This window comes from Streptococcus sp. SO2, from assembly GCF_030440025.1.
In genome coordinates this window covers 1-26098 of sequence record NZ_JAQFJH010000022.1, presented here as the reverse complement: position 1 = coordinate 26098, position 26098 = coordinate 1, and the positions used below count along the sequence as shown (strand labels likewise).

18 protein-coding genes and 1 pseudogene are annotated in these 26098 nt (G+C 36.2%); all 19 read right to left on the bottom strand.

Features of this window, described 5'->3' with window-relative positions; genetic code table 11:
• Positions 1 to 18 precede the first annotated feature (18 nt).
• On the bottom strand, positions 19 to 8742 hold the full coding sequence (locus PCY17_RS11370) for a helicase-related protein (protein ID WP_301395595.1): 8724 nt from the start codon (positions 8740 to 8742) through the stop codon (positions 19 to 21).
• A 190-nt stretch (positions 8743 to 8932) separates the two neighbouring features.
• Positions 8933 to 10399 carry an RNA-binding domain-containing protein gene (locus PCY17_RS11365; protein ID WP_301395593.1) on the bottom strand — a complete coding sequence of 489 codons (1467 nt, stop codon included), beginning with the start codon at positions 10397 to 10399 and terminating at the stop codon, positions 8933 to 8935.
• 84 nt (positions 10400 to 10483) lie between these two features.
• Positions 10484 to 12190: a DNA topoisomerase 3 gene (locus PCY17_RS11360; protein ID WP_247937017.1), complete on the bottom strand. Its 1707-nt coding sequence runs from the start codon at positions 12188 to 12190 to the stop codon at positions 10484 to 10486.
• Between the two features lie 97 nt (positions 12191 to 12287).
• The gene (locus tag PCY17_RS11355) at positions 12288 to 13748 is read right to left on the bottom strand and encodes a CD1107 family mobile element protein (protein WP_247937016.1); all 1461 of its coding nucleotides are present in this window, start codon (positions 13746 to 13748) and stop codon (positions 12288 to 12290) included.
• Complete coding sequence (locus tag PCY17_RS11350) at positions 13723 to 13962, bottom strand: hypothetical protein (protein WP_000711884.1); 240 nt, start codon at positions 13960 to 13962, stop codon at positions 13723 to 13725. Before PCY17_RS11350 ends, PCY17_RS11355 begins: the two co-directional genes overlap by 26 nt.
• Positions 13963 to 13973: 11 nt before the next feature.
• Positions 13974 to 16106, bottom strand: a complete 2133-nt coding sequence (locus PCY17_RS11345; RefSeq protein WP_301395589.1) for a CHAP domain-containing protein — start codon at positions 16104 to 16106, stop codon at positions 13974 to 13976.
• A gap of 3 nt (positions 16107 to 16109) precedes the next feature.
• A complete protein-coding gene (locus PCY17_RS11340; protein ID WP_301395587.1) occupies positions 16110 to 18539 on the bottom strand; it encodes a VirB4-like conjugal transfer ATPase, CD1110 family in 2430 nt (809 codons plus the stop codon).
• Positions 18451 to 18840: a PrgI family protein gene (locus tag PCY17_RS11335; RefSeq protein WP_005542007.1), complete on the bottom strand. Its 390-nt coding sequence runs from the start codon at positions 18838 to 18840 to the stop codon at positions 18451 to 18453. The genes PCY17_RS11340 and PCY17_RS11335 overlap by 89 nt, the downstream gene beginning before the upstream one ends.
• 3 nt (positions 18841 to 18843) lie before the next feature.
• Positions 18844 to 19107 carry a conjugal transfer protein gene (locus PCY17_RS11330; RefSeq protein WP_301395583.1) on the bottom strand — a complete coding sequence of 88 codons (264 nt, stop codon included), beginning with the start codon at positions 19105 to 19107 and terminating at the stop codon, positions 18844 to 18846.
• 17 nt (positions 19108 to 19124) lie between these two features.
• Complete coding sequence (locus PCY17_RS11325) at positions 19125 to 19988, bottom strand: VirB6/TrbL-like conjugal transfer protein, CD1112 family (RefSeq protein ID WP_000466908.1); 864 nt, start codon at positions 19986 to 19988, stop codon at positions 19125 to 19127.
• Positions 19989 to 20007: 19 nt separating this feature from the next.
• Complete coding sequence (locus PCY17_RS11320) at positions 20008 to 20223, bottom strand: Maff2 family mobile element protein (protein ID WP_003042805.1); 216 nt, start codon at positions 20221 to 20223, stop codon at positions 20008 to 20010.
• 3 nt (positions 20224 to 20226) lie between these two features.
• Entirely contained in the window at positions 20227 to 20538 is a 312-nt protein-coding gene (locus tag PCY17_RS11315; RefSeq protein ID WP_247937012.1) for a single-stranded DNA-binding protein, read from the bottom strand.
• Between the two features lie 530 nt (positions 20539 to 21068).
• Entirely contained in the window at positions 21069 to 21437 is a 369-nt protein-coding gene (locus tag PCY17_RS11310; protein ID WP_003042548.1) for an EXLDI protein, read from the bottom strand.
• An 80-nt stretch (positions 21438 to 21517) separates the two neighbouring features.
• Positions 21518 to 23299: a VirD4-like conjugal transfer protein, CD1115 family gene (locus PCY17_RS11305; protein ID WP_005541372.1), complete on the bottom strand. Its 1782-nt coding sequence runs from the start codon at positions 23297 to 23299 to the stop codon at positions 21518 to 21520.
• Positions 23296 to 23781: a PcfB family protein gene (locus PCY17_RS11300; RefSeq protein ID WP_005541374.1), complete on the bottom strand. Its 486-nt coding sequence runs from the start codon at positions 23779 to 23781 to the stop codon at positions 23296 to 23298. Before PCY17_RS11300 ends, PCY17_RS11305 begins: the two co-directional genes overlap by 4 nt.
• The gene (locus PCY17_RS11295; protein ID WP_005541377.1) at positions 23778 to 24629 is read right to left on the bottom strand and encodes an ATP-binding protein; all 852 of its coding nucleotides are present in this window, start codon (positions 24627 to 24629) and stop codon (positions 23778 to 23780) included. The genes PCY17_RS11300 and PCY17_RS11295 overlap by 4 nt, the downstream gene beginning before the upstream one ends.
• On the bottom strand, positions 24626 to 25405 hold the full coding sequence (locus tag PCY17_RS11290; protein ID WP_005541378.1) for a replication initiator protein A: 780 nt from the start codon (positions 25403 to 25405) through the stop codon (positions 24626 to 24628). The genes PCY17_RS11295 and PCY17_RS11290 overlap by 4 nt, the downstream gene beginning before the upstream one ends.
• Before the next feature lie 87 nt (positions 25406 to 25492).
• A complete protein-coding gene (locus tag PCY17_RS11285) occupies positions 25493 to 25774 on the bottom strand; it encodes a CD1845 family protein (RefSeq protein ID WP_005541379.1) in 282 nt (93 codons plus the stop codon).
• 18 nt (positions 25775 to 25792) lie between these two features.
• Positions 25793 to 26098: pseudogene (locus PCY17_RS11280) on the bottom strand (23S rRNA (uracil-5-)-methyltransferase RumA); the annotation flags it as partial.

The window sequence follows — 26098 nt, the reverse complement described above, 5'->3', positions numbered from 1 at the left end:
AGGGAGATTGCCCTCCCCTTATCTTAAAATTTCCTGTTCTTTTGTTTTTTGCTTTTCTTCTGTTTTACTTTCATTTTGATAGGCTCTTATCTGATCTAAAATGGACGGCTTATCCTCTGATTTTTGTGTGTTTTCTTCTTTGATATGAAAATTGTTCTCCACATCATAGGTTGACTCAAAATAATCACTGTCCTTAAAGTCATTATCATATCTATCCGGAATACCGTCATTATCGAGGTCTTTTGCAAGTGGATCATAGAAGTTTCCTTCATCATCAATATCGAGTCCCGTTGCTGCTCTTAAATCTTCGGAATCAACATAAACTAAATCACTAAAAGAGGACATTTCTATTTCATTTTTCATATTCTTTAGAGCTTCATTTTCTCCCTTATTTTCGTAATCAAAGCTCTCTGTTTTGATTGGCGTGTCATCAATATACTGAGTCCATGTCTTATCCTCTAAATTCAGTTCATACTGAATACCATGCCTTTCATCGGGTGTATTGGTATAGGCGATGCCTATATGCTTCAAATCAGGGTACAAGGTATTAAATTCATCATAGCTATGATTTTCTTCGTACTCTCTATTACAGAAGTCAATGATTGCTCTTTTTACATCTTCTATAAGCGGATTATCATTTCTCTTTTCTTCCACTTCTCCCATATCAAGGAGCTTATTCAGTTCTGCAAGTCTTAATACCTTATTCTTTAGTTCATCAGCTTTTTCAAAAGGCTTTTTGAGTTCTTCTTTAGCATTTTCGATCTGCTCTTTTGTGCTTGTGAGCTTCTCCTCCAGTCTTTTCAGTTTTTCAGGCATTTTCTCAAGGGCATTATCCAGTCTTATGATATTACCGTCTGCACTTGTGCCAAGCTCTCCTGAATGCTTTGCAGCACCGTTTAAGCTAAAGTCATGGGCATTGGTAAAGAAATTATAACTTACCTCTAAGCCCATATTTCTATACTTTCCTATCATCTTACTTTCATTGATTTTTACAGCTTTGATAGCTTCAAGTAGCTTTTCTCCTGCGACCTTTTTATCAAATATTTTCTCGCCTTTTATGGTAATCGAAGTAAACTTTTCCTCACCCTCTGCTTTAGGTTCTACATTTGCCATATCTTTCTTTACAGCTTCAATGAGTTTTTCCGTCCTTGCGATTTCTTCCGGATAGTTTTTTGCGACCTTATCCTCTAACCTGTAACGATTGGACTTGAAGTTTGCTTCCAGCATTTTAAGTTTTGTAACCTCATTATCCAGATCCATCTTTTCCTTGATTTTTGGATCACCTGTTGCAAGTGCCTTAATCTCTGCATAGTTAAGACTGCTTTCATCCACATCTTCTGCCACTCTGACAGGTGTTTTACTGGTCATAATCTGAGAAATGAATTTCTGCTTATTTTCTATGGTCTGCCAAAGATAAGCATCAAAGGTATTCTCTGTAACATAACGATAGATATTAACCTCTTTATTTTCATTGCCCTGTCTTACAATTCTACCTGCACGCTGCTCTAAATCGGCAGGACGCCAAGGGACATCGAGGTCATGAAGTGCAATCAACTTGTTTTGGACATTCGTACCTGCTCCCATCTTCTGAGTAGAGCCGAGTAATATCCTCACATCTCCTTTTCTTACCTTTGCAAAGAGTTCATCTTTTTGTTTGTCGGAGTTTGCTTCATGGATAAAGGCAATTTCTTCCTTTGGTATCCCTAAATCTACAAGTTTATCTCTAATATCATCATAAATGTTAAAACTATCATCACCCTTTGGTGTGGACATATCGGAAAATAGTAGCTGTGTGGACCTATCTTCTTTTGTCTTATCCCAAATGGCAAACACATTTTTTACACATACATTAACCTTACTGTCAGGATTATCAGGAAGTAGGGGATTGATTAAACGCTGATCTAAAGCAAGTTTCTTACCGTCATTCGTGATTTTAAGCATATTATCTTCATCCGGCTCAACCACCCTATTTCTTACATCATCAGCTCTTTCAGAAAGGCTCTTTAGGATTTCCTTTTGCTCCTCACTTGGCAAAGTTTTAATAACTTCATAGTGTGCTTCAGGTGTTGGAAGATTGAGCATATCTGCTGTCTGAATATCTGCAACCTCCTTGAACATAGACATAAGCTCCGGAAGGTTATAGAACTTGGAAAATCTTGTCTTTACTCTATACCCTGTACCTTCAGGAGAAAGTTCAAAGGCAGACTGTGTTTCCCCAAAGGTAGAAGCCCAAGAGTCAAAATGCTCTAAATTATTCTTTTTAAGGCTTTCGTACTGAAGATAACGCTGCATAGTATAAAGCTCCGTCATAGAATTTGATACAGGCGTTCCTGTGGCAAATACAATACCTTTTCCACCCGTCATTTCATCCATATATCTACACTTCATAAACATATCGGAGGACTTAAATGCTTCACTTTGACCGATACCTGCTACATTCCTCATTTTTGTGTATAGATAGAGATTTTTGTAATTGTGTGCTTCATCCACAAATAGCTTATCTACACCCAGTTCCTCAAAGGTAATGACATCATCTTTCTTAAAATCATCATTTAATTTTTCAAGCCTTGTTTCCAACTTTTTCTTTGTCTTTTCAAGCTGTTTTACCGTAAAGTTCTGATTTCTGTCATGCTTATATTCCTCAACATAATTTATGATTTCATCAATCTGATCCTGAATATGCTTCTCTTGATATTCCTTACTCATCGGGATTTTTTCAAACTGCGTATGCCCGATGACAACGGCATCATACTCTCCTGTGGCAATTTTGCCGATAAATCTTTTTCTGTTTTTCGGCTCAAAATCTTTCTTATCTGCCACCATAATATTAGCGGATGGATATAGCTGCATAAACTCTCTGCCGATTTGCCCTGTCAAGTGATTCGGAACGACAAAAAGAGATTTACTGCACATTCCAAGTCTTTTACTTTCCATTGCGGAAGCCACCATCTCAAAGGTCTTACCGCTTCCTACCACATGAGCAAGGAGGGTATTTCCTCCATAAAGGCTTCTTGCTATGGCATTTCTTTGATGAGATCTTAAATCAATTTCTGTGGTCATTCCCTCAAAAGAAAGGTTACTTCCGTCATATTCTCTGTTACGGATGGAGTTAAAACGCTCATTATATAGCTTTACAAGCCTGTTTCTTCTTTCCTGATCACTAAATATCCAATTCTTAAATTCTTCTTTTAGAAGCTCCTGCTTCTGTCCTGCAAGAAGCGTTTCTTTTTTATTTAGCACAGAAGTTTTTGAGCCGTCCGAATTTACAATCTGGTCAAATACCTTTGTTTCTTTTAAATTTAGGGCATCCTCAATCAGCTTATAGGCATTTACCCTTGATGTACCGTAGGTCATTTCCGCAAGATCATTTCCTCTATCCCTGCTTTTGCCTTCTACATTCCATTCACTTGTGAGGTTTGAAAATTTAACCTTAATATCCCATTTGGCATATCCCGGAGTTTTAAGCGTTTCAAAGATGAATTTTTCTATATCCTTAATCGGTATCCAAGTAGCTCCGAGTCTTACATTGATTTCACTTGCTTCAAGCTCCTTTGGAAGAACTTTTGTAAGCTCTGCCTTTTGGTATTCCAAACGGTTCATCTCATAGCTTATCAGCTCTTTTTCTTTGCCATCTTCCGCATAGCCAAGATGAGGTAACTCTCTTTCGGTCTGTCTTAGCTTTGCAAGGTAGCTGTCTACAATGGCAATCTTATCTCTAATATTTCCGTTTAGGTACTCATCCTTTGTTACATAGCCGTACTTATATGAATTACTACCGTTTGCACAAGCGAAAGGCAAATCTCCATCTTCGGGGTTAAAGGATAATGGTCTATAAAAGTTTTGTTCTTCTCTGATATTTAGATAAATTTCTCCTCTAAGTTCTTCTATCAAAGTTGGTCTGTCTTTACCTGTAAGGCTTTCCATATACTCAAAATCCACATAGCCTTTTTCAGATACTGATAAGACAAGAGCTTCAAGGGAAGTGTCCACATGGTCGATAACTTTTGCCTTTGTGATTGTTCTTTTTGAAAAAATATCTCCCTTAGCCTTAAAGTTTTCTTCTTCATCAAGAATTTCAATGGAAGATACAAGAGGGAAATTGCTATCCTCTTTTAAGGCTCTGGTATTGCTTAAATTATTTATAAAGCCATGCTTCTTTGAAAAGTTGTCATAGACTTCATTGAGCTTTTCTTGAGCTTTCTTTACCTCATCATCGGAATAGTCCTCTTTCTGCTTGTAGATAACATCTTTAAGGGCAGTATTCAGTTCAAGATAGTCCTTAATCTTTTCCTTATTTTTCTCCGTTACTTCTTTCTTTACAAATAGGGAGTTTTCTCTGTAATAGACTTCATCATCAATAACGGTATAGGAAAAGTTTTTGACATCATCCGTTGCAGGAACTGAAGTAATTTCATCATCTAAAAGCTCTATTTCTTCATACTTTGCCTCTTTAGAGATTTCTTCGCTTGCTTTTGTCAGAAGCTCTTTTAAGTCGGCATTTTCTTTCGGTAGACAAGCAAGGGTGTTTCCAAATCTTCCTGAAACTTCACGCATTGTGCCGAGTACCTGTTCAGGATGATCTACAAAATATTTGTTATAGGTAAGACCATTTTCATCTTCAGCAAGGTGTATCCAGTCCTCATCCCTTTCTCTGATACTATCTCTTTTCTTTAGGAAAATAATGTCCGATGTTACTTCCGTTCCGGCAACTCCCTTAAAGGTATCATTTGGAAGTCTGATTGCCCCTAAAAACTCTGCTCTTGCTGCAAGGTAGCGTCTTACACTTTCGTCCTTTTTATCCATCGTTCCGCTTGATGTAATAAAGGCAATAATACCGCCGTTTCTTACTTTATCAATGGACTTGGCAAAGAAATAATCATGGATAAGGAAGTTATTTTTGTTATACTCCCTGTCATTTACCTTGTATTCTCCAAAGGGTACATTGCCGATAATCGCATCAAAGAAGTTATTGGAAAAGGAAGTTTCTTCAAACCCCTTAATCTGTATATCACTTTCAGGGTATAACAGCTTTCCAATTCGACCGCTTGCAGAGTCAAGTTCAACACCGTAAAACTTTGACTTACTCATTTCATCAGGAAGATTTCCGATAAAGTTTCCAACTCCCATACTTGGCTCTAATATATTACCGCTCTTAAATCCCATACCTGCAAGCGTCTTATATACGCTGTCAATCACTGTTTTCGGTGTGTAAAAAGCTGTTAGGGTAGACTCTCTTGCAGCTTCATATTCAGATGGTGATAAATTTTCCTTTAAGAAACTTCTTGCTTCTTTCCACTGTCCCTCCTTGCTCTCATCAAACACATCAGCAAGTCCGCCCCAGCCGACATACTTTGAAAGGACTTCCTGAGCGTTAATATCTAAATCTCTCTCACCTCTTTCAATTCTATTTAACATAGAGATTGCTTCAAGGTTGCTATTCAGTCTTTCGCTTGGAGATAACTTTTCAGGGAGCGTTTCTTCTGTAATTTTAAAGTTATGAGCTTCCGCTTTCCTTGTTTGAGTTTCTTCAGTAGTCTGCTCTGGCAGTTTATATGTCAGGTTTTCAAATACCCTCTCAAGGTCGCTTTCCATACGATAAGGAATGACATCGGAGCCTGTTATCATCCCGCCAAAATACTCGGTGTTGTCCTTCACCGTTACCGTATTTAGGTTCTTTCCCATATCATCAAAGCGTGTGATGGTATGATCTTTGTCCTTGTATTTAACTTCATCACCGACAATAAAGTGCGGTCTTTCAAGACTTATTTTATTCAGCAAGTCCTCATTATCTTCAAAAGCTACAATTGGTATCTGATGATTGCCGGATCTATTAGGATCAAGCCACAAATCATATCTTCCTGTGATTTCATTTTTAGAAATTTCTCTGACTTTATATTCTTCATGATTAAAATAGACGGTATCGCCTGCTTTAACTGCAAACTCTTCTAAAAGTCTGTCCTCTTTTTCATTCAGCTCTACTTCTTCTCTTTCTTTGAGGTAATCAAATAAGGTAGCTTGAACTGTGCCACGCTTTGTAGCTTCTTCTGTTTCTTCAGGTGCTTCAAGCCCTACTTTATCTTCAAAGCTAAGTTCTCCATTAAAGACAAACTGAAGCTCCTGCTCATCCATTTGTTTTATAAGCTCTGTATCTTTAAGTTCTCTAAAGGTCTTTGGAAAATCTTCTAAAATGAGCCTTTGTGCGTTTAGTTCTTTCAACTCCTCAAGATTAAAATATCCCCATTCAGGCTCAATCCCAAGCACAAGTCCAAAGGCATCGCCGCTTTCCCTGTCATACTCCGTCATATACCAAGTCCAGTTACTTCTAAAGGGAATAATATATGCGGCATGAACCTGCTTATCCGCTAAAGCTACATCCTCCTGTGCGTAAAGCTCCGGTACTCTTTCAAGCATTTCATCTGTCATTAAGTTTTCAGGATAATCTTTGGAATAATATTGTGGTTCTTTTGTTTTTTCTATTTCTGCCTTATTTCCTGTTTCTTTTTCTTCAAGATAGAGATTTTTAGAAAGCCGCTCATCGATATGCTTTGCAACACTTGTCCAAGTAAGAAACACATCATTACAATCATTTTTCTGTAATTTAAGTCCCTTTGCATCGTGCCATTCATCACTTCCCATTGCCCCTGAAATTGCATGGGAATGTCCTCCGATTCCATATTCGTCTTTTAGGAAATTGGCTTTTTCCTGCAAAGTATGATTTTCTTTAAAAAACTTGGTGATTCGTTCTTTTCCTCTATCAACGCCGCTTCCTCTTGAAAGGCTTTCAAGGACTTCATCTTCTGTAATAAAAGGCTTTACCTTCGTAAGTTCTGTCAGATTGGTACTGTATTCCTTTCGTGGCAGCTCAAGTTCCTTGAGTCTTTGATAAAGGCTATCAACCTTGTGATAATGAAACCTTAGTACATCTCTGTTTTCTTTGTATCCATCTAAAAATCTTTCGTATTCCCTGATTGTTTCTTTCAGATATTCAGGATTTTTTAATGCTTCAGATAATCTTTTCGTTTCTTGCGGAAAGCCACCACCTCTTTCAAAAGAGTTGAAATATCCTTGCTCTATTCCTTCTTCGCTTAAATCGTGCGTTAGATACCATAAGGATTCTGAAATTCTATCCCTTTCATAGTCCTGTGCCTCTAAAAGTTCTACATTTGTAGCAAACTCACCGCTATTAAGAAGCTCTTTTATTCTGCTTGCTGCATCACTCCAGCTTAAAATTTGTGTATTATCTTCTCTTGCCGATGTTCCATAAGCTAAATGAATACCTTTATCCGAATACCAGGAAGATACTTCTCTTTCATCAATGTAAAATCCGTTTCCTCCTCTAAAGGTATCTTTGAGGTATTCTCCCAATTCTTCTACTGTTTTTTCTTTGGAAAACTCAGCAATGATAGGAAGTCTGCCGCCATCATGGTTTCCTCCGTTAATAAGGATAGTGTCTATATCTTTCTGATTAAGAGGAATAGTAAGCCTCATCTGTCCATAAGAATTTTCAGGCAAAGAAAAAGAAGCCTTATCAGCTTCTCTTATCTCTATTTCAGTATTTTCTTTTAGATTTCCACTACTTCCTTTATGGTCACTTCTTTGAGAGCCGAAATCATTGCCCCATACTGCGGGTTGTTTTCGTCCTCTATCTTCCAAGCTGCCATCAGTTTCGGCTTCTCCGCTCTCATAAAGTCTATCGCTTGTTTTTGAATATCCATCAGGTGTCCTGTCAGCTTCTTCTCCTTGTATAGATCCACTAACATCTCGAAATGGCTCTGCTCCTCGCTCTCTGAAAGATAAGTGAGTCTCATCACTGCGTAAATCGGATTCGGGAATTCTTTCATGAAATCCGTCTGTTCCTCCAAGCTGTTTAGTGTATTCTCCCTGATTTTCTCTATTATCTCGTCCGTACTCTCCATTTCGGAGAACTCGCTCGTTTTCATTTCTTTTCTGATCATCTCGTCGAAGTACATTTTCTTCTACCTCCTCAATTTCTTCTCTAATCTTATTATATCCTGCTTCTTTACCTCTTAAAACTTCTTTGTCAAGCTCTTTACTTTTCTGAATGGTCGCATCAATAATCTTTCCGCTAATATCCGATACGCTTTCACCAAGACTCATTAGAGATATGCTGTCAAGTCTTTGAAAATTCTCTCTTAAAAGCTCATAATCTATCGAATAATCTAACTTAAATCTTGACGCTACCGCATAGCTTACCGAGTCCCTTACAAACTTGGTAAAGGATATTCTATCCTCATCCGCTACTCTAAGTTCGTTCATAAGACTGTCTATCTTTTCATCTCCGTAAAGCCTGCTTAAAGAAAAGATATTTTCTAAGGTGCTTTCACTTTCCTCATAGCCCTCATTTTTTATCATTTCCTTTAAGACATCCCTATGAGCTTCCTTATCAAATCTCCAAAGATTGACCTCATTGACATCCCTGTTTCTTGAAACCGTCTGGCTTATATCAAAGATATAGTCCACCTTCTTGTATGTGCCGTAGTCCTCCAAAATTGGGATACCCTTTTTACCTCTCATAACGGTACGGTTAAATCGTTCCCTCCAATAGTCGAACTTTGCACAGGCTGTCGCTTCAGGATTTCTATCATAGATACTAAGCTGACTTCTAAAGTCATATCTCTGATTGTTTCCGACAACCTTTAGTAGCTTCAGATATTCTGCTTCACTTTGAAGCACATCTTGTTTTACAAGCTCCAAAATGTTATGAAAATCATTTATTCGCATTTTTACCTCCTTCTTTTTTCCAAACAAAAAGGTGGTTAGATTTTACTCTAATCACCTTTAAATTCTATGTGCTGCAACTTACTGCAACTTAATTTTTCTGTTTTGACTTACTAAAAATCCTTATTTTACTAGGTTTTATCTCCCATTCATACTGCATAAATCACGATTTTGCAACTTACTGCAACTTAAATCAAGCCCAAAAAGGAATATACTTCATATATCTCGGAGCTGTATTTTCATCAACTGTCTTAATAAGTTTGGCTTCTAATGTATCTTTAATTATCCTCGATGCTTTATATTTATCTTTATCACTTATATCAAATAATTCTCTGAGCGAATTATTCGTTATGCTCTCTCCATTGACATAGACAAAGCAAGCCTGCATATAACAAGTTCTTATTCTATCTTCTTTACTAATCAAGTCAAAAGGAGCTTTCAAATAGAGAGTTACTTTTGTGAATTTATCACTTTGATTTTCGATTTTAGGAGCAAGCATAGAATTCTTACTTGTCGCATATACTATCTTATCAAAACCACTTCCTCTTTCTTCACAAATCCCACATTTGTGCATAAATCCTGCAAGATTTTCATTTCTTGAAATCGGAACTGTATCAACAATGCGGTCTATCGAAACCAATGGCGAACCTGCATTTGAAAATTCTATCCTATCTTTGAATAACTCAACCATAGGACTTGTCCCTTTTTGTTCAATAGCTTGATGAATCATGATATTGGCAATTAACTCACGAATGGCTATCTCCGGATAACCCAACTTAGTTTTTCTTATAGAGTCTTCAATTATCTCTTCCTGTGGAATGACAGTCAAAACATAATCTACAATTTCCTCATATGAAATAGCATAACCTTCACTAAATACTTTTTCCCGTATCGTGTCAAGTCTATTGTTCTCTTTATACCAAATTACTCTTATAGATTTATGAGCTAAACTCTCAAAATTCTTTAAATCTTTTGAAATAAGTAATGCTCCTAAATTAGTAATATCATAGCTTCCGGAATCATTTCTTTTTATAAACTTTTCATTAGTAAAATCATCCAATATTTTATTGTTATTTTGTGGTAATGCAACCCCCATCTTTTCATAATATCCCGCTACATTCAGTACATCTAACACCTCATGAAACGAAATATTATCTTTTGCATTTCTTAATTCAAACGGAGTTGTATCAAAAGCTGCCCATAGAGATCTCTCTTTATCAGGATATTCTTTCAACTTCTTCTTATTTGTTCCAATTCTAATATACTCTTCACCTGAAAACTTAATTGGCTGCTTTTCTGCACATGGAATTTCGAGTAATACTACATTTTTATCCTCAATTTCTGTTTTATAAAATCTGAAGTCTATTCTTGGATTTGTCATTCGAGATAACCATGCTTCAAGTTCTTCCGAACCTTTTTTACTCTCCCTATAATCAAATGTAGTTCCTACAATTTTATGTGTATTATCATCAATACCCCAGAGTAAATATGCTTTAGGTCTTCCCCATAAAGTTGAAGAATTGCCTAAAGCAGAAATATACTCACCTATCATCTGAGGTTCATCGTTATTATGCTTAAATTCAACCCATTCTGTTTCACTTGGCAAAGAAATCAACTCTCTGATTAAATTTTTTATATAATCTTGATTTTTTATTGCCATCTTAATTCTCCTAACAATTACAAATAAATTGCTTATATTATAGCATTTTTAGAGGATTTTTTCCACTCTGAAATTAGTTACCTCTTACTTTGCGTATGTCAGAACAGCCTCTTTTAGCTCATTTTCAATCGCTTCTAAAAATTCTTCCTTTGAAGATTTTCCCTGAGCAATATCCGATAATTCCATTTCCCATTTTGCGGTTGTTTCTGCTGATTTAAAGGTATCGGATACTATTGTTACAAGGCTAATCCCTTTATGCGTGGCTACAAGATTTTTCTTATCCCTTTCTACAAAGCCCTTAAAGATTAGATTTTCAATAATTCCTGCCCTTGTTGCAGGTGTGCCAAGACCTTTTCTTTCCACTTCTACACCTTTTTCAAGTGTGTCATTTCCTGCAATCTCCATAGACTTTAGAAGCGTATCTTCTGTAAAGTGCTTGGGAGGTTGGGTAAATTTTTCTTTAATCTCTTTATTTTCAATGCTTAAAGCATCATCAACATTTACATTAGGAAGTTCTACATCCTCATTCCTCTTGGACTTATACTCTTTAAGATATTTTGTAAACCCCTCGTCTTTAATTACCTTTCCTGAACTTGTAAATTCAAAGCCGTCAAATTCAGCTACTATCTTCGTTATATTTTCAATGAGTGGATAGCCTACACTTGCGTGAAATTTATCGGATATAAGGAAATAAACTTTTGCTTCGCTTGGAGGAAGCTCCGAAACATCTTCCTTTAATGAACTGATTGTCGGAATAATCGCATGATGATCCGTAACCTTTTTAGAATCAAATACTACCTTAATACGCCCTGTGTCAAAGTCATTCTTACCTAAAATGTTATTAACCGTACTTACAATCATATCTTCCGTTAAACATCTGCTGTCTGTTCTTGGATAGGTGATGAGCTTTTTCTCATAAAGGCTTTGGGCATAATCAAGTGTCTGCTTGGCACTATATCCAAAGTATTTATTACACTCTCTTTGAAGTGTTGTCAGGTCAAATGGCAAGTCTGGTTTTGTTATTTTCTCTTTCTGAATGACATCGGTAATTTCAATCTTATCGCCCACTAAATTTAAGAGCTGTTCAGCAGCAACTTCATCATCAATTCTATCCGTTGATAGTGTAAAACCATTTGTAGAAAGCTCTACTGTGTAATATTTTTCTTTCTGATAATTTGCTATCTCATCATCTCTTTTTACAATCATGGCAAGAGTAGGTGTCTGCACTCTGCCAACACTGTAATTTTGCTGATACAGACAAGAGTAGAGCCTACTAATATTCATTCCGACTAACCAATCCGCAATCGCTCTTGCCTGTGCCGATTCAAAGAGATTATCATAGTCCTTTCCGTCTTTTAGATTATCAAAGCCCTCTTTAATGGCACTATCTTCCATTGAAGAAATCCAAAGGCGTTTCATCTTCTTTTTACAATTCACTTGATTATATACAAGCCTAAAAATACTTTCTCCCTCACGACCTGCGTCGCAGGCATTGATAACCGTATCAACCTCCTTATCATTCATCAGCTTTTTAAGGATGTTAAACTGCTTCTTGGTTGCTTTTGCTACTTCATACTTGTAGTCGCTCGGAATAATCGGTAAATCAGCCATATTCCACTTGGCGTACTTTTCATCATAAGCATCCGGATTTGCCATTTGAATTAAATGTCCAACACACCAGCTCACCCTATATCCGTTTCCTTCATAATATCCGTCTTTCTTTTTATTTGCTCCAATAACCTTTGCAATGGAGATTGCAACACTTGGTTTCTCCGCAATTACTAACTTCATTTCTGTTTTTCCTCCTGTTTTAACTAATAAAATAGGGCGAAAGATATTACTCTCCCGCCCTAACTTTGCACCCAAAATAATATGTTTTTAGGTGCGTTTATTCTTCATCTTCTACTTCATCTGCATCATTTATTTCTTCCTCACTTTCAGCTTCAGAAAAGAAATCATCATCTTCCTCCTCTAAGGCTTCAAGTTCTTTATCTTCTTTCTTTTTTACAACCTTAAAATAGTAGCCCGCTCCTAATGCACCACCTACTACAAGAAGCAAAATAATATAGGTTCCTAAATTACTCTTTTCGTCTTTCTTCTCAGGCTTTATTTCTTCCTTAACAGGTTCTTCTTTTACTACTTCCTGCTTTGGTGCTTCTTTTTTCTCTACCATATTTAAGAGATCATCTTCAGATACTTCCGTAAGAAGCATTACATTCTCACTATCTTCATCATGATTGATGATTAAATAAAAGGTCTTACCATTTTTCGTTTGAAAGGTAATAAACTGCCTTGCATCTGCCGAATACTTATCCGTTTCTTTGTTATCGCTGCTATCTCCATGATGAATCGGATACTCCTTATTTGCATTATCTTTATTCTCCGTAACGGATGCTCTCGCCTTTGATGGAGATGAAGCTACTCCCTTGTTGGTATTTACACTCTTACTTGCAGACCCCATTGATGAATCCTGACTGTTATTCGCAGGAGCTTTTGCCGTCAACTTATTGGGATAACGAATTTCCTTTTCTTTTGTTTCTGCGTTAGCCGTATCCTTTGTAACAGTCCCTGAACTTGTTGTTTCAGAAGTTCCTTTGCTGTTGTTGCTTACAGGTGTTTGAGGAGAAATACCTGAACTTGTCTTAATTCCGGAAATAGGACTAATCGGTGTAACTGATTGTGATGTTACAGGAGCTTTATTTGTTTCAGTTGCCTTCTTCTCAAGCTCTTTCACCTTTTCCGTCAGCTTATCTATTTCCTTTTTCATATCTTCTGATAAGTCCTTATTTCCCTTATCTTTCTTCATTTTTTCTTTTAGGCTATCAATTTCATCTTCAAGGTCTTTAATTTTATTCTTTTGCTTATCACTTAATTTGTCTTTGTCCTTAAGTTCGCAATTTAACTTATCAAGTTTATCCTGAAGCTCTTTTGCCTCTTTTTCTATTTTTGAAATATCGTCTTTAGAAAGCTCTGTCTGCGTTTCCTTATCCTTAACCTCTATCTTTGCTACCTTACGGATAATCTCATCTTTTCCATCTCCCTTTACCTCATAAAACAGAAACTCATCAATGAATTTCATATCATCTGGGAGCATTGGAAGATCTCCGCTATCAATAAGTTGTCCTTTCTCAGCCTTTATCTTTTCTTCCTTAAAGACCTTTTCATCTTCAAAGATATACCTTACATTTACTTCAACTTCCGTTTGAACAGCTTCGTTTTTTGTTGGAGCTTCAGATTTTTGCTCCTGTGCATAAACAACCGTCCAAAGACCTAAAATACAACTAATACTTACAATTACCGCAAGTGCTACCGTCCAAAACTTATTATTCTTTTTCAAACTGGTTTTCATTTGTTTTCTCCTTTTTCATTTCTGCTTTTTGTCTGTTTACCTTTGCCATCAAATCGCTGATTGTGATGTTATTCTTTCTGCAAATGGCAATGATTTCTTCATTTTCAAGCTCTTCTTCACGAATGAATAAAGGCTCCAATTCTTCATCAATCAGAGCCTTTTTATCATTTAACTTCTTTATTCTGTTTTTTACTGCTATCAGTTCCTTTTTCAAATTGTTACCTCCTATTTCTTTACATTTGGCGGAAAACCGAATCCTACGGGATGGTGCTTACAAAATGTTGCTATCCAATCATCTAAGGTAGTTACTCTTATTCGACCGATGTTATCAATCACTTTTCCATCTCCAATGTAAATACCTACATGACCATAGGTAAGCCCTGCACTGCTTCCGCTACTGCTGCTTTCGACTGCCACAAGCATTCCGACCTTGAGCTTTGACCTATCTGATGTAAAGGTATAGTTTCGGTACATATCACAGGCATTCCCGCCTATATATCCAAGTCCTGCATTTTGATAGACCTGTGATACCCACATGGCACACCAGCCTGCACCCGGAGATGGCGTAATGTATGCAGCATTAACAATCTTCTTTTGTACTTCCGTAGATGCCTCATACTCTTTTCCACCGCCGATACCTCCATTTGCACTGATAAGGTCAGAATTACCAAAGGCTTCTCCCATATTGCCTTGTGCAAGGAACAAGGCTTCATAGTGCTTTAGATTATCGGGATAGTTTGCAAAGACCTTTCGGATAATGCTGTCCATCTCTTTTTTATGAAGCGTTACGATGAGTTTTTTATACTCATAAGGTTCTTCGTGGCTTTCGGTATATTCATTGCCATCTTCATCGGTATAGGTTTTTGTAACCATCCTGTATCTGATTTCAATTTCTTCCCTATACTCAAGGTCATACATGGAATCAAATAATTCTTTTAATATGGATTCTACTTCCGATACACTCTTTACCTCTCCGCACCTTGATGTAATGTAGGATAAAAGCTCATGAACATTATGACCGATATACTCTGTGTTATTTAAGATGTACTCATCATAGCCGGGATGGTTACTTTTGACATTATCAACCTCATTTTGAAGTTCCTTTTCCATAGCAGAAAAGTTCTGATTGATTTCACTTAGGACATTTGGCTTTGATAAATAGCTTGTTGTAAGCACAGAGCTTGTAGAATTCATAAAGCCTGTCATTCCCGTTCCTGCAAAGTTAATCACAAAAGTCCCTAAGATAATGATACCTATGAAAATAAGCATTAGTCCTTTTGCTTTTCGGATAATCATATCCTTTGAGCTTTTCAGTGTTCCGATAAGTCCCTCTTTAATTCGATCTCTAAGCCTTGACTTATTCTCACGAGAAATTGCTGCCTTTACCTGATTTTTCTTTTGAAATCTTTTATAGGCACTTGCTCTTTTATACTCATCCGTCTTTTTCAGTTCCTTTTTGGCATCACGAAATTCCAACTTTGACTTACGCTTTCTGATTTTATAATCCTTATTTGCAAGGTCATAGCCTCTTTTAGCTCTTTTCTTATCAGAATACTTCTTTATGCCATGAATGAGCTTGGAGCTTGTATCTGCTGTCTTTTCTCCTGCTTCCACTCCTTGATTTTCATCACTTCCATGAGACAAGTAATCTCTTACAGTTTCACTTCCTTTAGCAAGTCCTGAAAGGGCAGATACCTTTACCATGTCTTTTTTTAGCTTTTTCTTCTGCTCTTTATAAATACTGCTATAAACTTTTCCGCTGACAGCATCTTTTCCCGCCTTTTTATCATCAGCCTTATTTCCCTTTGGTGCATCGTCCTTTTTCCTTGTATAAAGGCTTTCGGTATAGTTTTTTCTCTTATAATTTTTCTTTTGAGCTTTTTGGCTTTTTGAGAAGCTATTTGTATTTTCTGCTTTATGATGAAGATTATCCTCGACATCATAGGTTGACTCAAAGTAGTCGCTATCCCTAAAGTCATTATCGTATCTGTCTATAATCCCATCATTATCAAGGTCTTTTCCTAAAGGAACATAGATTTTCCCATCCTTAACCTCTGTAACATAATCCGCTCTTCCAGTTTCAGTTACAGAAGTTATGCTCCCCTTATCTGAAACTCTATATTTTGCGTTTCTCTTGGAATTTCCATAATCCTTTTCATTATCAGCATTTATCTTGCTTATCTTTTTATGAACCTTATCCTGAAATCTATCTTTCTCATGAACGATTTTTCCTCTGTAATCATCGGTATCCTTTAGCTTACTTTCTTCAGGTATAATGTTTGTTTCACTATGGAGCATTTCTTTTTCAATGCTTGCCTTGTGCCTTTCCTTAAAGTCCTTTTTCAGCTTCTTTCCCATAGGTTACCTCACTTCTTCCGGCTTGGTAGTCATCTTCTGATATAAAATTGTATCTTTCGGAAACTTATCAAGGAAAGGTACAATAGTATTTCCAAAGAATAGTAGTCCCTCACCCTCATTGGAGTTGGTAACATATCTAAGCTGAGGAAGTGAGATTTTAAGTTTTCTTGCAAGTATCTCTCTATCTCCTGAAGCCTGATTTAACATTAAGACAAAGTCCGTATTATCAAAGATATTTTCAATTTCCTTACTCATAAGTAGGTCTTTGACATTTTGCGTGATACCTGTCGGGATACCTCCCCATTTTCTAAAACGTTTCCAAATCTCAACCGAATAGGATGCTGTCTGTTCATCTTTTAAAAGTAAATGAAACTCGTCGATATAGTACCTTGTAGCCTTGTTTCCTCTGTTTTGTGACACCTTATTCCACACCTGATCCTGAATAACAAGCATTCCTATTTTCTTTAGCTGACTTCCAAGTTCTTTAATATCAAAACAAAGGAGCTTCTTATTCAAATCCACATTTGACCTGTGATTAAAGACATTAAGAGAACCTGATACATAGATTTCCATCTCTGTTGCCAGCTTCTTACCAACCTTTTCCTCCTGTCCTTTTAACATATCGTATAGGTCTTGCAGTATTGGCATATTATCAGGAGTCGGATTTTCAAAATACTTTTCATAAATCTTAGGTAGGCATCTATCTATAACGGACTTTTCTTCTGCTGTAAGACCACTACCGCCTACTACAAGCTCAAGCATACTCATAATAAAGTTTGCCTTGTCTTTCAGCGGGGCATCCCCATCCCCGTAGTTCATGTTTATATCAAGGGGATTCAGGTAATCCTTTGACTTACTGCTGACCTTAATGACTTCTCCCTTAAACTGCCTTACGAGGTTTCCATACTCTCCTTCCGGATCGCAGATAATCACATCATCATCTGTTACTAAAATCGCATTTGCCATTTCTCTTTTGGCACTAAAGGATTTACCGCTGCCCGGAGTTCCGAGGATTAGACCGTTTGGGTTCTTTAATTTCTTTCTATCTGCCATAATCAGGTTATGGCTTAGGGCATTTAGTCCGTAGTAAAGACTATTACTTGAATTGATAAAAAGCTCCTCTGTGGTAAATGGCATAAATACTGCCGTTGATGAACTTGTCAGTCCTCTATCTATTTCAATCTTATTTACACCAAGAGGCAGCACGCTCACTAAACCTTGTTCCTGAGAATGGTCAAGTCTTTTCAGCTTACAGTTATGCTTATTTGCAATGGAGCTTATTTGAGCAATTGTGTTATCGAGCTTTTGCACTGTCCTTGCAAAGTTCATAAAGACGATACTTACCACAAACATTCGCTCATCTCTTGTCTGCAAGTCTTTTAAGAGGCTTTTTACATCTTCCCCATAGGTGATTAAGTCCGATGGAAGAATGTCCATATCATAACCGCTTCTTACCGCCTTCTTATTTTCCTCAATCTTCATCTTATCAATATCAGTGTTTTTTCGTTTTACCATCTTAATGGCTTCCGATTGGTCGATTGCCCTAATATGAAAGGAAATATTGATGTTATCGTCAATATCCAAAAACTCGGATAACATCCTATCTGAAAGCTCACTGGCAAGGATTTGAAAATGACTTGTTGCTCCGATAAATTTTCCAAACTTAAAGTACCTTGACGGTGTAAAATTGAACTCATCAGGCACGATATATGTTTTGGTGCTTTCCCTTTTCTTTAGATCTTTGTAGGAAAATTCAAATGTTTTATTTGGATTTAAAACATCATGAAGTATCTTTAGCCTTTCTTCTCCGTTTAGGCTTTCTGCTCTCACACCCATGCTCTTTAGATTAGATAATATATCTATCTCCAGTCTTTCAAGTTTTGATGTTGCCTGCTCTAAATTATCCGCTTTCACTGTAAAGGTTACATACTTTGATTTTTTAAGTCCGTTATTTCCCTTTACAATCTGGCTTTTAAGCATCTCTCTAAATTCAAAGCGTATATCGTCAAAACCGTCCTTTTTATCCGGTATCTGAATTGCCGACTTCATTTCTTCGTTTCGTCCGAGTTGATTGATATATGAAAACTCAATGCTGATGCTCGGATCAAAGGAATTTAGAAAGTTGGCAAACTGATTAAAAATCAAGTCCCTATCTTCATCTAAGGCAAGCTGATAGTTAATGTCCTGAAAGGCTATACTTTTACTGAAGTGCTTTTCATCAAGCTGGCATATTCCGCTTTTTAAAAGCCTTAGATAGGGAATGGTATCTTCTACCGTATATCTTTTCGGTTCTTTCTTAAAGATAAGGTCAAGGATTCCTCCCTTATCTTTTTTTGACTTGCAATTACTTTTCTTTAAGTCCCGCTTTTGACTTCTCAATGCCTTTTCGTTTTGCATGAGTTTTATTTGCTGAATTTTTCTTTTCTTGTTCAAGGTAAACCTCCTTTCTCACTCTCTTTTTTGGCTGATAAAACTTATGAAGGTAGATGTGCTTAAAATATTTCTCAAAGGTCAGTCCGTCCTTTTCAAATAGTGTGATGAAAAAGATAGGAAGCGTGGACACGATAAGGAATATGACAGCTATGTCATTTGGCACAAACTTCCTCATAAATAAATAGACTGGTATTCCAACCAGTCCTGCAAGTGTGAAGCCTATGAGCTGCCTTTTCGTTAGGTTAAAAGCAACCTTTGTCTTTACCCTATTTAAGTCTTTAGGGATTGGTACATATGCCATATCTTACCTCCCATCTTCTTTACCCTTTGACAGCCCCTCAAAGTGTTCATATACAGAGCCGATTTCTTCCTGAATACTCTCTATCTGTTCATTCGTACTTTTGTTATATCTTTCCTGCATTAAGCAAAAATCATTATGGCAGCGACCGATGTCCTCTGTTTTTTCTTCCAATTCTTCCACCTTATTATGAAGCCTGATCCTATCAATTATCGCCATAATACCCGCTCCAATTACTACTGCTGTAAATACTGTTTTTCTTTTGTTCATACTATCTTTCCTTTCTTTTAGTGTGCATTTAACACGCTTTTGGCCAGTGTTCCGCTCTTTAGCATCATTAACCCCAGCAAAACCGCATAGCCAAGTATCGTCATGGTACTTGTGTGTATATCTGTTATCTTAATCGTCTTAACTAAAACTGCGTAAATTCCAAGACAAACCATTAAAAAGAGTCCTTGTAGCCCAAGTGCAAATAGTCCTTTGATGTAGTTTGTTCCAATCTGTCCCCACTCCTTGTTTCCCATTGTGGCAAATGGAATGGCTGAAACCGATGAGTAAACATAAATCTCAAACATTCTTCCGTAAACCACAAGCATAATCACAACGGATATTACCTGTATAGCAACCTTAATGAGTGAGGTTTCAAAGAGAATCATGACAAGTTCTCCAAGCCCCTTTTCTTTTAGGGTATCCATCATTGCCACTATCTGATCTCCGGAAACGGTGGCAGAGGTATTTATCACCCCTGCCGCCTTATTTACCATGTGCTGTGCCACATCAAAAACTGCCATCGAAAACTCAAAGGCATGGGATACTAACCATACAGCAATCCACATCTTGATGATGTACTTGAAAAATTCAAAGGTATCTGTATCGTGCATATTGTTCTTTTGCATTACCATATTGATAAGCTCGATACAAAGAACTGCTGTGATGATTAGTCCCGCTATTGGAATGATAACGGAATCGTTAATGCTTTTGATAAAGGCAAATACATCTCCGTTCCATCCCATAGGAGTTTTTCCTACATCTGTTGCAACTGCACCAACTTTATCGTTGATGTCAAGAAACATGGACTCTAAGTTTGCTTGAATACCGCCCAGTAGAAGCTCCTTAAAGAATTCTTCTATCTTGTCGAATATTCCAAACATCTAAGCTCTCCTTTTCTTCTTAATTGAGTACACCCGCAAGTAGTGGAATGAGCTTAAGTCCGATAAGAACGATACCTCCTCCAGCCATAAGCTGCTTAATACCTTGGCTCTTAGCACCGGGATTGTCATTACCATATCCTTCCATCAGGTTGATAACGCCCCATGCTCCAAGTCCTGCACCTACTGCCATAACCAAAATCTTTAATACATTAACTGCCTGTGTAAAAAATGCCATAAGTTATTCCTCCTCATTTTCTTCTTTCTTTTCAATTTTGTTGTAGGACTTCACTACAAAGTTTTTGTAAGTCTTTCCCTCTTTTTCACGCTTCTTAAAGTAGCCAAAGATGTGGATTAAATCACCTTTTTCAAAGTCATTTGCCTTCTCTGCTTTTTCTCCATAGGCTGCACAGTTGATGTACTCCTTGCCTTTACCGTACTTTTTTACAAGCGTGAAGTTTGCAACTTCCACTTTCTCTCCTTCATTTTCAAAACTTGAGAAGGTAGGCTCCGCCACTAAGTTGGCGTTGATGTTAATCATTTCCTGCTTCATTAAAAATTTCTCCTTTTCAATTCAATAAAAAAGCGACTGGAGTATTTCTTTTCCAATCGCTGATACTCTTACTATTTAGTTTTTTCTTAGTGGGACTTCTGATCCTTATCATCTTATCTCCTTTATTGTCTTTAACATATTTAAGTGAATTAGCATTTTGTCGTGTATATATTAGTGAAAGGTACTTGAAATACTAGTTCGCTAATTAGTGAGTTTCCCCTATTTATTGATCGCAATATAAATTGAAAATAGGTATGAAAAAAGACGATAGATTTTTTTCTTTTCTATCGTCTTACGCATTTAGTATTCAATTTTTCAGTTCAACAAACTGGGATTTATATTTTACTTACAAAATAGTATGAAAAACTATACGAATAAGTAGAATTAAAATTGCACCTACTATTCATACAGCAATTACTTTTTGAAAATTTCTTTTTTCTTGTTTAGCCGTATAATTATACCATTTCATAAACGGATACCTCCAAAATTCCAAATTTATTTAATCTAATAACTAGGGAGTTCAAGATGTACTAAATATCCAGTACTTCTACTATTTCTCCATTTTTTTCTTTAAACATAATTTTTTTGACTACTTCTTCTCCTAAATATTTTGTAAACTTAGTCAATTCTGTTGATACTTCAAATACTATATTATGTTTTATATCACTTAATTCAAAACTCGAATCATATCTTGTTTTATCTGACCAATAGTTCCAATTTATATCTGTCCTTTCATAATAAACATAGTTTCCTTTTGGAGTTACAAATACTCTTTTATTTATTAACTTCTTTTCATCTTCGGATTTAAATATTTCAGAATACAGCTTCATCCCTTTAAATACTTTGTAATTGCTAATTTTATCATTTGAAATATTTAATTTAATTTCTTCATACTTCATAGAAAACCTCCACAAATTCAAATTTATCTAGCTCTATTATATCAAATATACCCTCGACCATATAGTTATAACAGTAAATCTTACAATCTTGTAATTACCGTATTTCTATTAAGCTTAACCTTGCCTTTTCTCTTTATATATTCTTCAATATCAAACACATTCTTCTTGTCATAATCTTCTAAGAACTTATAGTTCTTATGCTTTGTGATGTCGAATTTATCTGAAAGAAAAGGTCTTACACCTCTAAGCTGAAAAATACATTTACTACCGTCCATTACAGTAATCTCATCTTGGCTCATCAGTTCCTTACCTGTCTTTTGATAATTAAGTCCGAAAGACTTTTGATTTGACCTTGTTTCCGATGTGTTATATAAATCTATCGTTTCTTTTCCCAGTGTTTCAGACAATTCTTTTAGTGTAGTTTTCTCCTTGCCACCAAGGAACAAGGTACTATCACAGTTACCTACGATTGTATCGGCATTATCCTTATAGATTGCCTTTAACTGAGATTGTGCTTGAAGTATGATACTTGCTGATATTTCTCTGGAACGGATTGTTGCTATAAGTTTCTCAAACTTTGGAATTAAGCCGATGTTTGCAAATTCATCAAGCAAGCATCTCACATGAACAGGTAATCGTCCGCCATATACATCATCTGCCTTATCACATAAGAGATTAAAAAGTTGTGAGTACATAATGGAAACTACAAAGTTAAAAGTATCGTCTGTATCAGAGATAATAACAAAGAGTGCTGACTTTCTATCTCCGAGGGTATCAAGCTCAAGTTCATCTTCTTTCATCAAGTCCCTAAGTTCCCTAATATCAAATGGAGCAAGTCTTGCACCACAAGAGATAAGAATAGATTTTGCCGTTTTTCCCGCAGCCAATTTGTACTTTTTATATTGCTTGACTGCAAAGTGTGTAGGCTCTTTCTTTTCCAGTGCTTCAAAGAGTCTGTCTATCGGATTCATATAGGTTTCATCATCTTCTCTAACTTCTGAAGCGTCTATCATATCGAGAAGTGTTGCAAAGTTCTTTTCTTCTCTTGGAGCTTCATAGAAGATGTAGCCGATAAGGGCTGTATAGTAGAGCTTTTCAGCTTTGACCCAAAAATCTTCACCTGCTTTTTCGCCCTCTCCTTTCGTATTTGCTATGATTGTCTGCACCAATTTCAGAATGTCTTTCTCAGAACGGATATAGGCAAAGGGATTGTATTTCATGGACTTTTTGAAGTTAATGGTATTTAAGATTTTAATCTCATAGCCATTATTCTCAAGCATCTTGCCGCACTCAAGGACTATCGTTCCTTTCGGATCGGTTACGCAATAACTACTGTGCATTTGCATAAGGTTTGGTTTTACATAAAATCGGGTTTTTCCACTTCCTGAACCACCGATAACAAGCACATTTTTATTTCTCGCATACTTTGGATTAGCCGGTCTACCATTCATTGTTAATCGCTCAGTTTGTGTAAGCAAAATATTATTTTGAAACTTTTCATCCATATATGGCTCTATATCTTTTTTAGTTCCCCATCTTGCCGATCCATACTCTTTTCCCTGCCTAAACTTTTTAGCGTTTTTCCCTTTTGTATAGACAATGAATTTGATTAAAGCAGCCACTCCTATACCTATTAAAATATCCGCCGGATGAATACTCGGAAGAAAGCTCATTGTGTTAAGCTCCAATATCCCCTGAAATATTTTATCTATCACATCTCCTCCAACATAGCTTCTTACATGATTTGAAAAGATGTTTCCTAAATAGAAAAATGCAAGATAGGGAATATTCTGCTTTAGAAACTTTACCTTATCCTGCACCTTAAATAAGCCTTTGATGTCCTTTAATATCTTATCTATCATAGGCTCTGCTCCTTTTGTTTATTCTTGATTTTATCTTTGGAAACAGAGTTTTTAGCCATTTCCTTGAACTTTTCAATATTCTTATGGATAGATTCTTTTCTTTCCGTTTTCTTTTCCGATTCTGACAGGGCATGCTTAAAGGCTTTCTCCATAACCTTCATATCTTTAGCTTGAAAGAATACTGAATATTTCCCACTCTCCTTATCTTTCATGACTGAAAACTTTACGCCATACCGATTAAGTTCTTTTTTCAGTTCCTTAAGCTCTGCTTCTTCAACCGGAATTTCTTCAAGCTGTCCCTTTTTAACCATATCTTTTAGCTTTACTTCATTTCCGTTGCTATTTACAAGTTTTTCAAATCCTCCAAGCTTTTCTGCTTCTTTCATCAGTTTCTTTAATAAGTTCAGAATTAGCTTTCCTGTTACTTTAGCAGCTCTTACTTCCATATTCAGCGTTTTTCTTGCTATTTCTTCATTGATCAAGTTCTCTCACCTCCGTTCAGTAACCTCTCTTTATTACGAGCCAGCTTATCCTTTTGAATAGCCTTTCTAAAATCTTCTCCTACAACCATAACAGGAATACACATCTCTATAATTCGTGAATAAATCCTCTGATACTCCACACTTTCTGTACAATTTACAATTGTGTCGTAAGAAAGGTTTGTGGTGAAAATAGTCGGTTTCTGTTTTAAATACCTGTTATTCACAATGTTATATACCTGCTCTTTAGCATAGCTTGTATCTCTTTCAATTCCTAAATCATCCAAGATAAGAACAGACGTATTCACAAGCGATTCTATATATGCGTTCTTGTCAAAATCAAATCCTCCCTTTTGCAGTTCATTGATAATCTGTGAAAAATTTCTTATTTTAACGCTTATTCGATACTGTTCAATAAGGCTATTTGCAATGGAGCAGGCAAGATAGGTCTTTCCGCTACCTACTGAGCCATAAAAAAGGAGTCCGATGTTTTCTTTTTTCATTTCCTCATATTTTTTTACAAAGTTCTTTGCAATGATAAGGCTTTGATTTTCTTCTCCCTGATAATTTTCAAATGTGTATGACCACTGAATAATCGAGTTAAAGCAGCTACTCTTTAATCGTTCAATCTCCATCTGCTTTTGTCTTTCTTTTTCTTTTGCTTCTCTATTTCTATCGCATTTACAAGAAATCTTAAATATCATCTTGTTATCAAAGAACTCCATCACTTTTCCGTCTTTTCTTTCATGGCAGACTTTGCAATAGGCGTGTCCATCTTTGATATACTCTTTTTCAGGATCATAAGAGTACTCTACATCCTCTATCATTACTTTTTCCAATTCTTTCATCATAGGTGTTCTCCTTTATCATATTCTTCCCATGTCGGTATATTTGATGTTTTCACTTCTTTTCCTCTCCCCTGATCTTTATAGAACCAAGAAAGGATTGTTGCTTTATGGTCTTTATATGTCTTTCCGGTGCTTTTGATATATGCAGATAGCCTTTCAATGTAATTATCAAGCTGTGAGTTCATTATGATTTGTAAATCGGATATATCTTCAGCAGCTAAAAATACATTTTGAAATGTTCCAAGTCCGTTTACACCAAAACTATATTCTCTCTTACTATACTTACTCTTATTATTCTCTATATAGTTAGAGTCAAGATTTTGAACTTCCTGAAGTTCATTTTCTTTACTTCTGAGGTTAAAATCTTTTACTTCTGAAGTTAAGTTTTTTGACTTCTGAAAGTCATTTTCTTTTACCGCTAATATGCTCATAAAGTCTTTAACATATATGACATTCGGCTTACCAAGCCCAAGCCTTACTCTTTCAATCAGTCCGATTCCTTTTTTCATATCGAGTTCATCTAATGTTTTTATAGCTGTCGGCTTTGAGATATTTCTTCTTCTCATAATTTCTTCGACTGTGAAATAGATAAATACTCTGCCTTCCTTGTCCACCCAATTATTCTTAAAGGACATTCCTGTTCGTTTCAAAAGCATAGAATAAAGGATAATTGCTTCAGCAGACAGTCCCTTAAATTCTTCTCCGTCTACCAATATTTCAGGTACTTTTAGAAAGTTAAATCTTTCTGCTTCTCTGTTATAGAAATAGTCAAAGTCCATCGCTTCACCTCCTCCCCAAAAAATTGGCAAAGAAAAAGACGATAGTTTTTCTTCTATCGCCTTTGGTAACCATTTGTATGAATTTTTTTAGATTGATTTTATTGCTTCATTGATTCCCTGAAGGAATGCTATAACAGCTGCTCCGACCATCGGTATTCCATAAGGACTTAACAAAAATCCTAATACCAATGCCTCAATGCCAAGTGATATATCTTTTTGCATAAATGATCCTATTGCAGCAACTATACACATCAGCATTAAGAAATACAGAATAGTTGTTCCTATGCCAAGTATAAATGTCAGAAAGGCAGTAAGGATACTCAGCAGCAAGCTGATTGGAAATAAGATTATTTTTATTATCCATCTCATAAATACCCTCCATTTCTACTAAATCATTTTAAAATGCTTTAACGCATCCATAATAGCTTCCTCTTTTTCCAGTGTGCATTGTGGAATAGCCTGTTTCTCTTTTTTTGATTTATTATAATGCTCCCTCAGTACAATTCCACATTTCTTTTTAATCTGTGCAATATAGAGTGTCGAAACCTTTAAATCAAATTTTTCCAATATATATTCCTTGATTTGTGCATAAGTCGCTTTACTTTCAGCACTTGTCAAATCAAGCTCATCAAGCTTAATTTCAACATCTATATGTTTGTCGACATCAAGTTTGGACAATAACGCTACCGTCTC

Coding starts and splice junctions, on each gene's coding strand:
- PCY17_RS11370 (WP_301395595.1), bottom strand. CDS start 8,742: ATGCGAATAAATGATTTTCATAACATTTTGGAGCTTGTAAAACAAGAT.
- PCY17_RS11365 (WP_301395593.1), bottom strand. CDS start 10,399: ATGGCAATAAAAAATCAAGATTATATAAAAAATTTAATCAGAGAGTTG.
- PCY17_RS11360 (WP_247937017.1), bottom strand. CDS start 12,190: ATGAAGTTAGTAATTGCGGAGAAACCAAGTGTTGCAATCTCCATTGCA.
- PCY17_RS11355 (WP_247937016.1), bottom strand. CDS start 13,748: ATGAAAACCAGTTTGAAAAAGAATAATAAGTTTTGGACGGTAGCACTT.
- PCY17_RS11345 (WP_301395589.1), bottom strand. CDS start 16,106: ATGGGAAAGAAGCTGAAAAAGGACTTTAAGGAAAGGCACAAGGCAAGC.
- PCY17_RS11335 (WP_005542007.1), bottom strand. CDS start 18,840: ATGGCATATGTACCAATCCCTAAAGACTTAAATAGGGTAAAGACAAAG.
- PCY17_RS11330 (WP_301395583.1), bottom strand. CDS start 19,107: ATGAACAAAAGAAAAACAGTATTTACAGCAGTAGTAATTGGAGCGGGT.
- PCY17_RS11325 (WP_000466908.1), bottom strand. CDS start 19,988: ATGTTTGGAATATTCGACAAGATAGAAGAATTCTTTAAGGAGCTTCTA.
- PCY17_RS11320 (WP_003042805.1), bottom strand. CDS start 20,223: ATGGCATTTTTTACACAGGCAGTTAATGTATTAAAGATTTTGGTTATG.
- PCY17_RS11315 (WP_247937012.1), bottom strand. CDS start 20,538: ATGAAGCAGGAAATGATTAACATCAACGCCAACTTAGTGGCGGAGCCT.
- PCY17_RS11310 (WP_003042548.1), bottom strand. CDS start 21,437: ATGAAGTATGAAGAAATTAAATTAAATATTTCAAATGATAAAATTAGC.
- PCY17_RS11305 (WP_005541372.1), bottom strand. CDS start 23,299: ATGATAGATAAGATATTAAAGGACATCAAAGGCTTATTTAAGGTGCAG.
- PCY17_RS11295 (WP_005541377.1), bottom strand. CDS start 24,629: ATGATGAAAGAATTGGAAAAAGTAATGATAGAGGATGTAGAGTACTCT.
- PCY17_RS11290 (WP_005541378.1), bottom strand. CDS start 25,405: ATGGACTTTGACTATTTCTATAACAGAGAAGCAGAAAGATTTAACTTT.
- PCY17_RS11285 (WP_005541379.1), bottom strand. CDS start 25,774: ATGAGATGGATAATAAAAATAATCTTATTTCCAATCAGCTTGCTGCTG.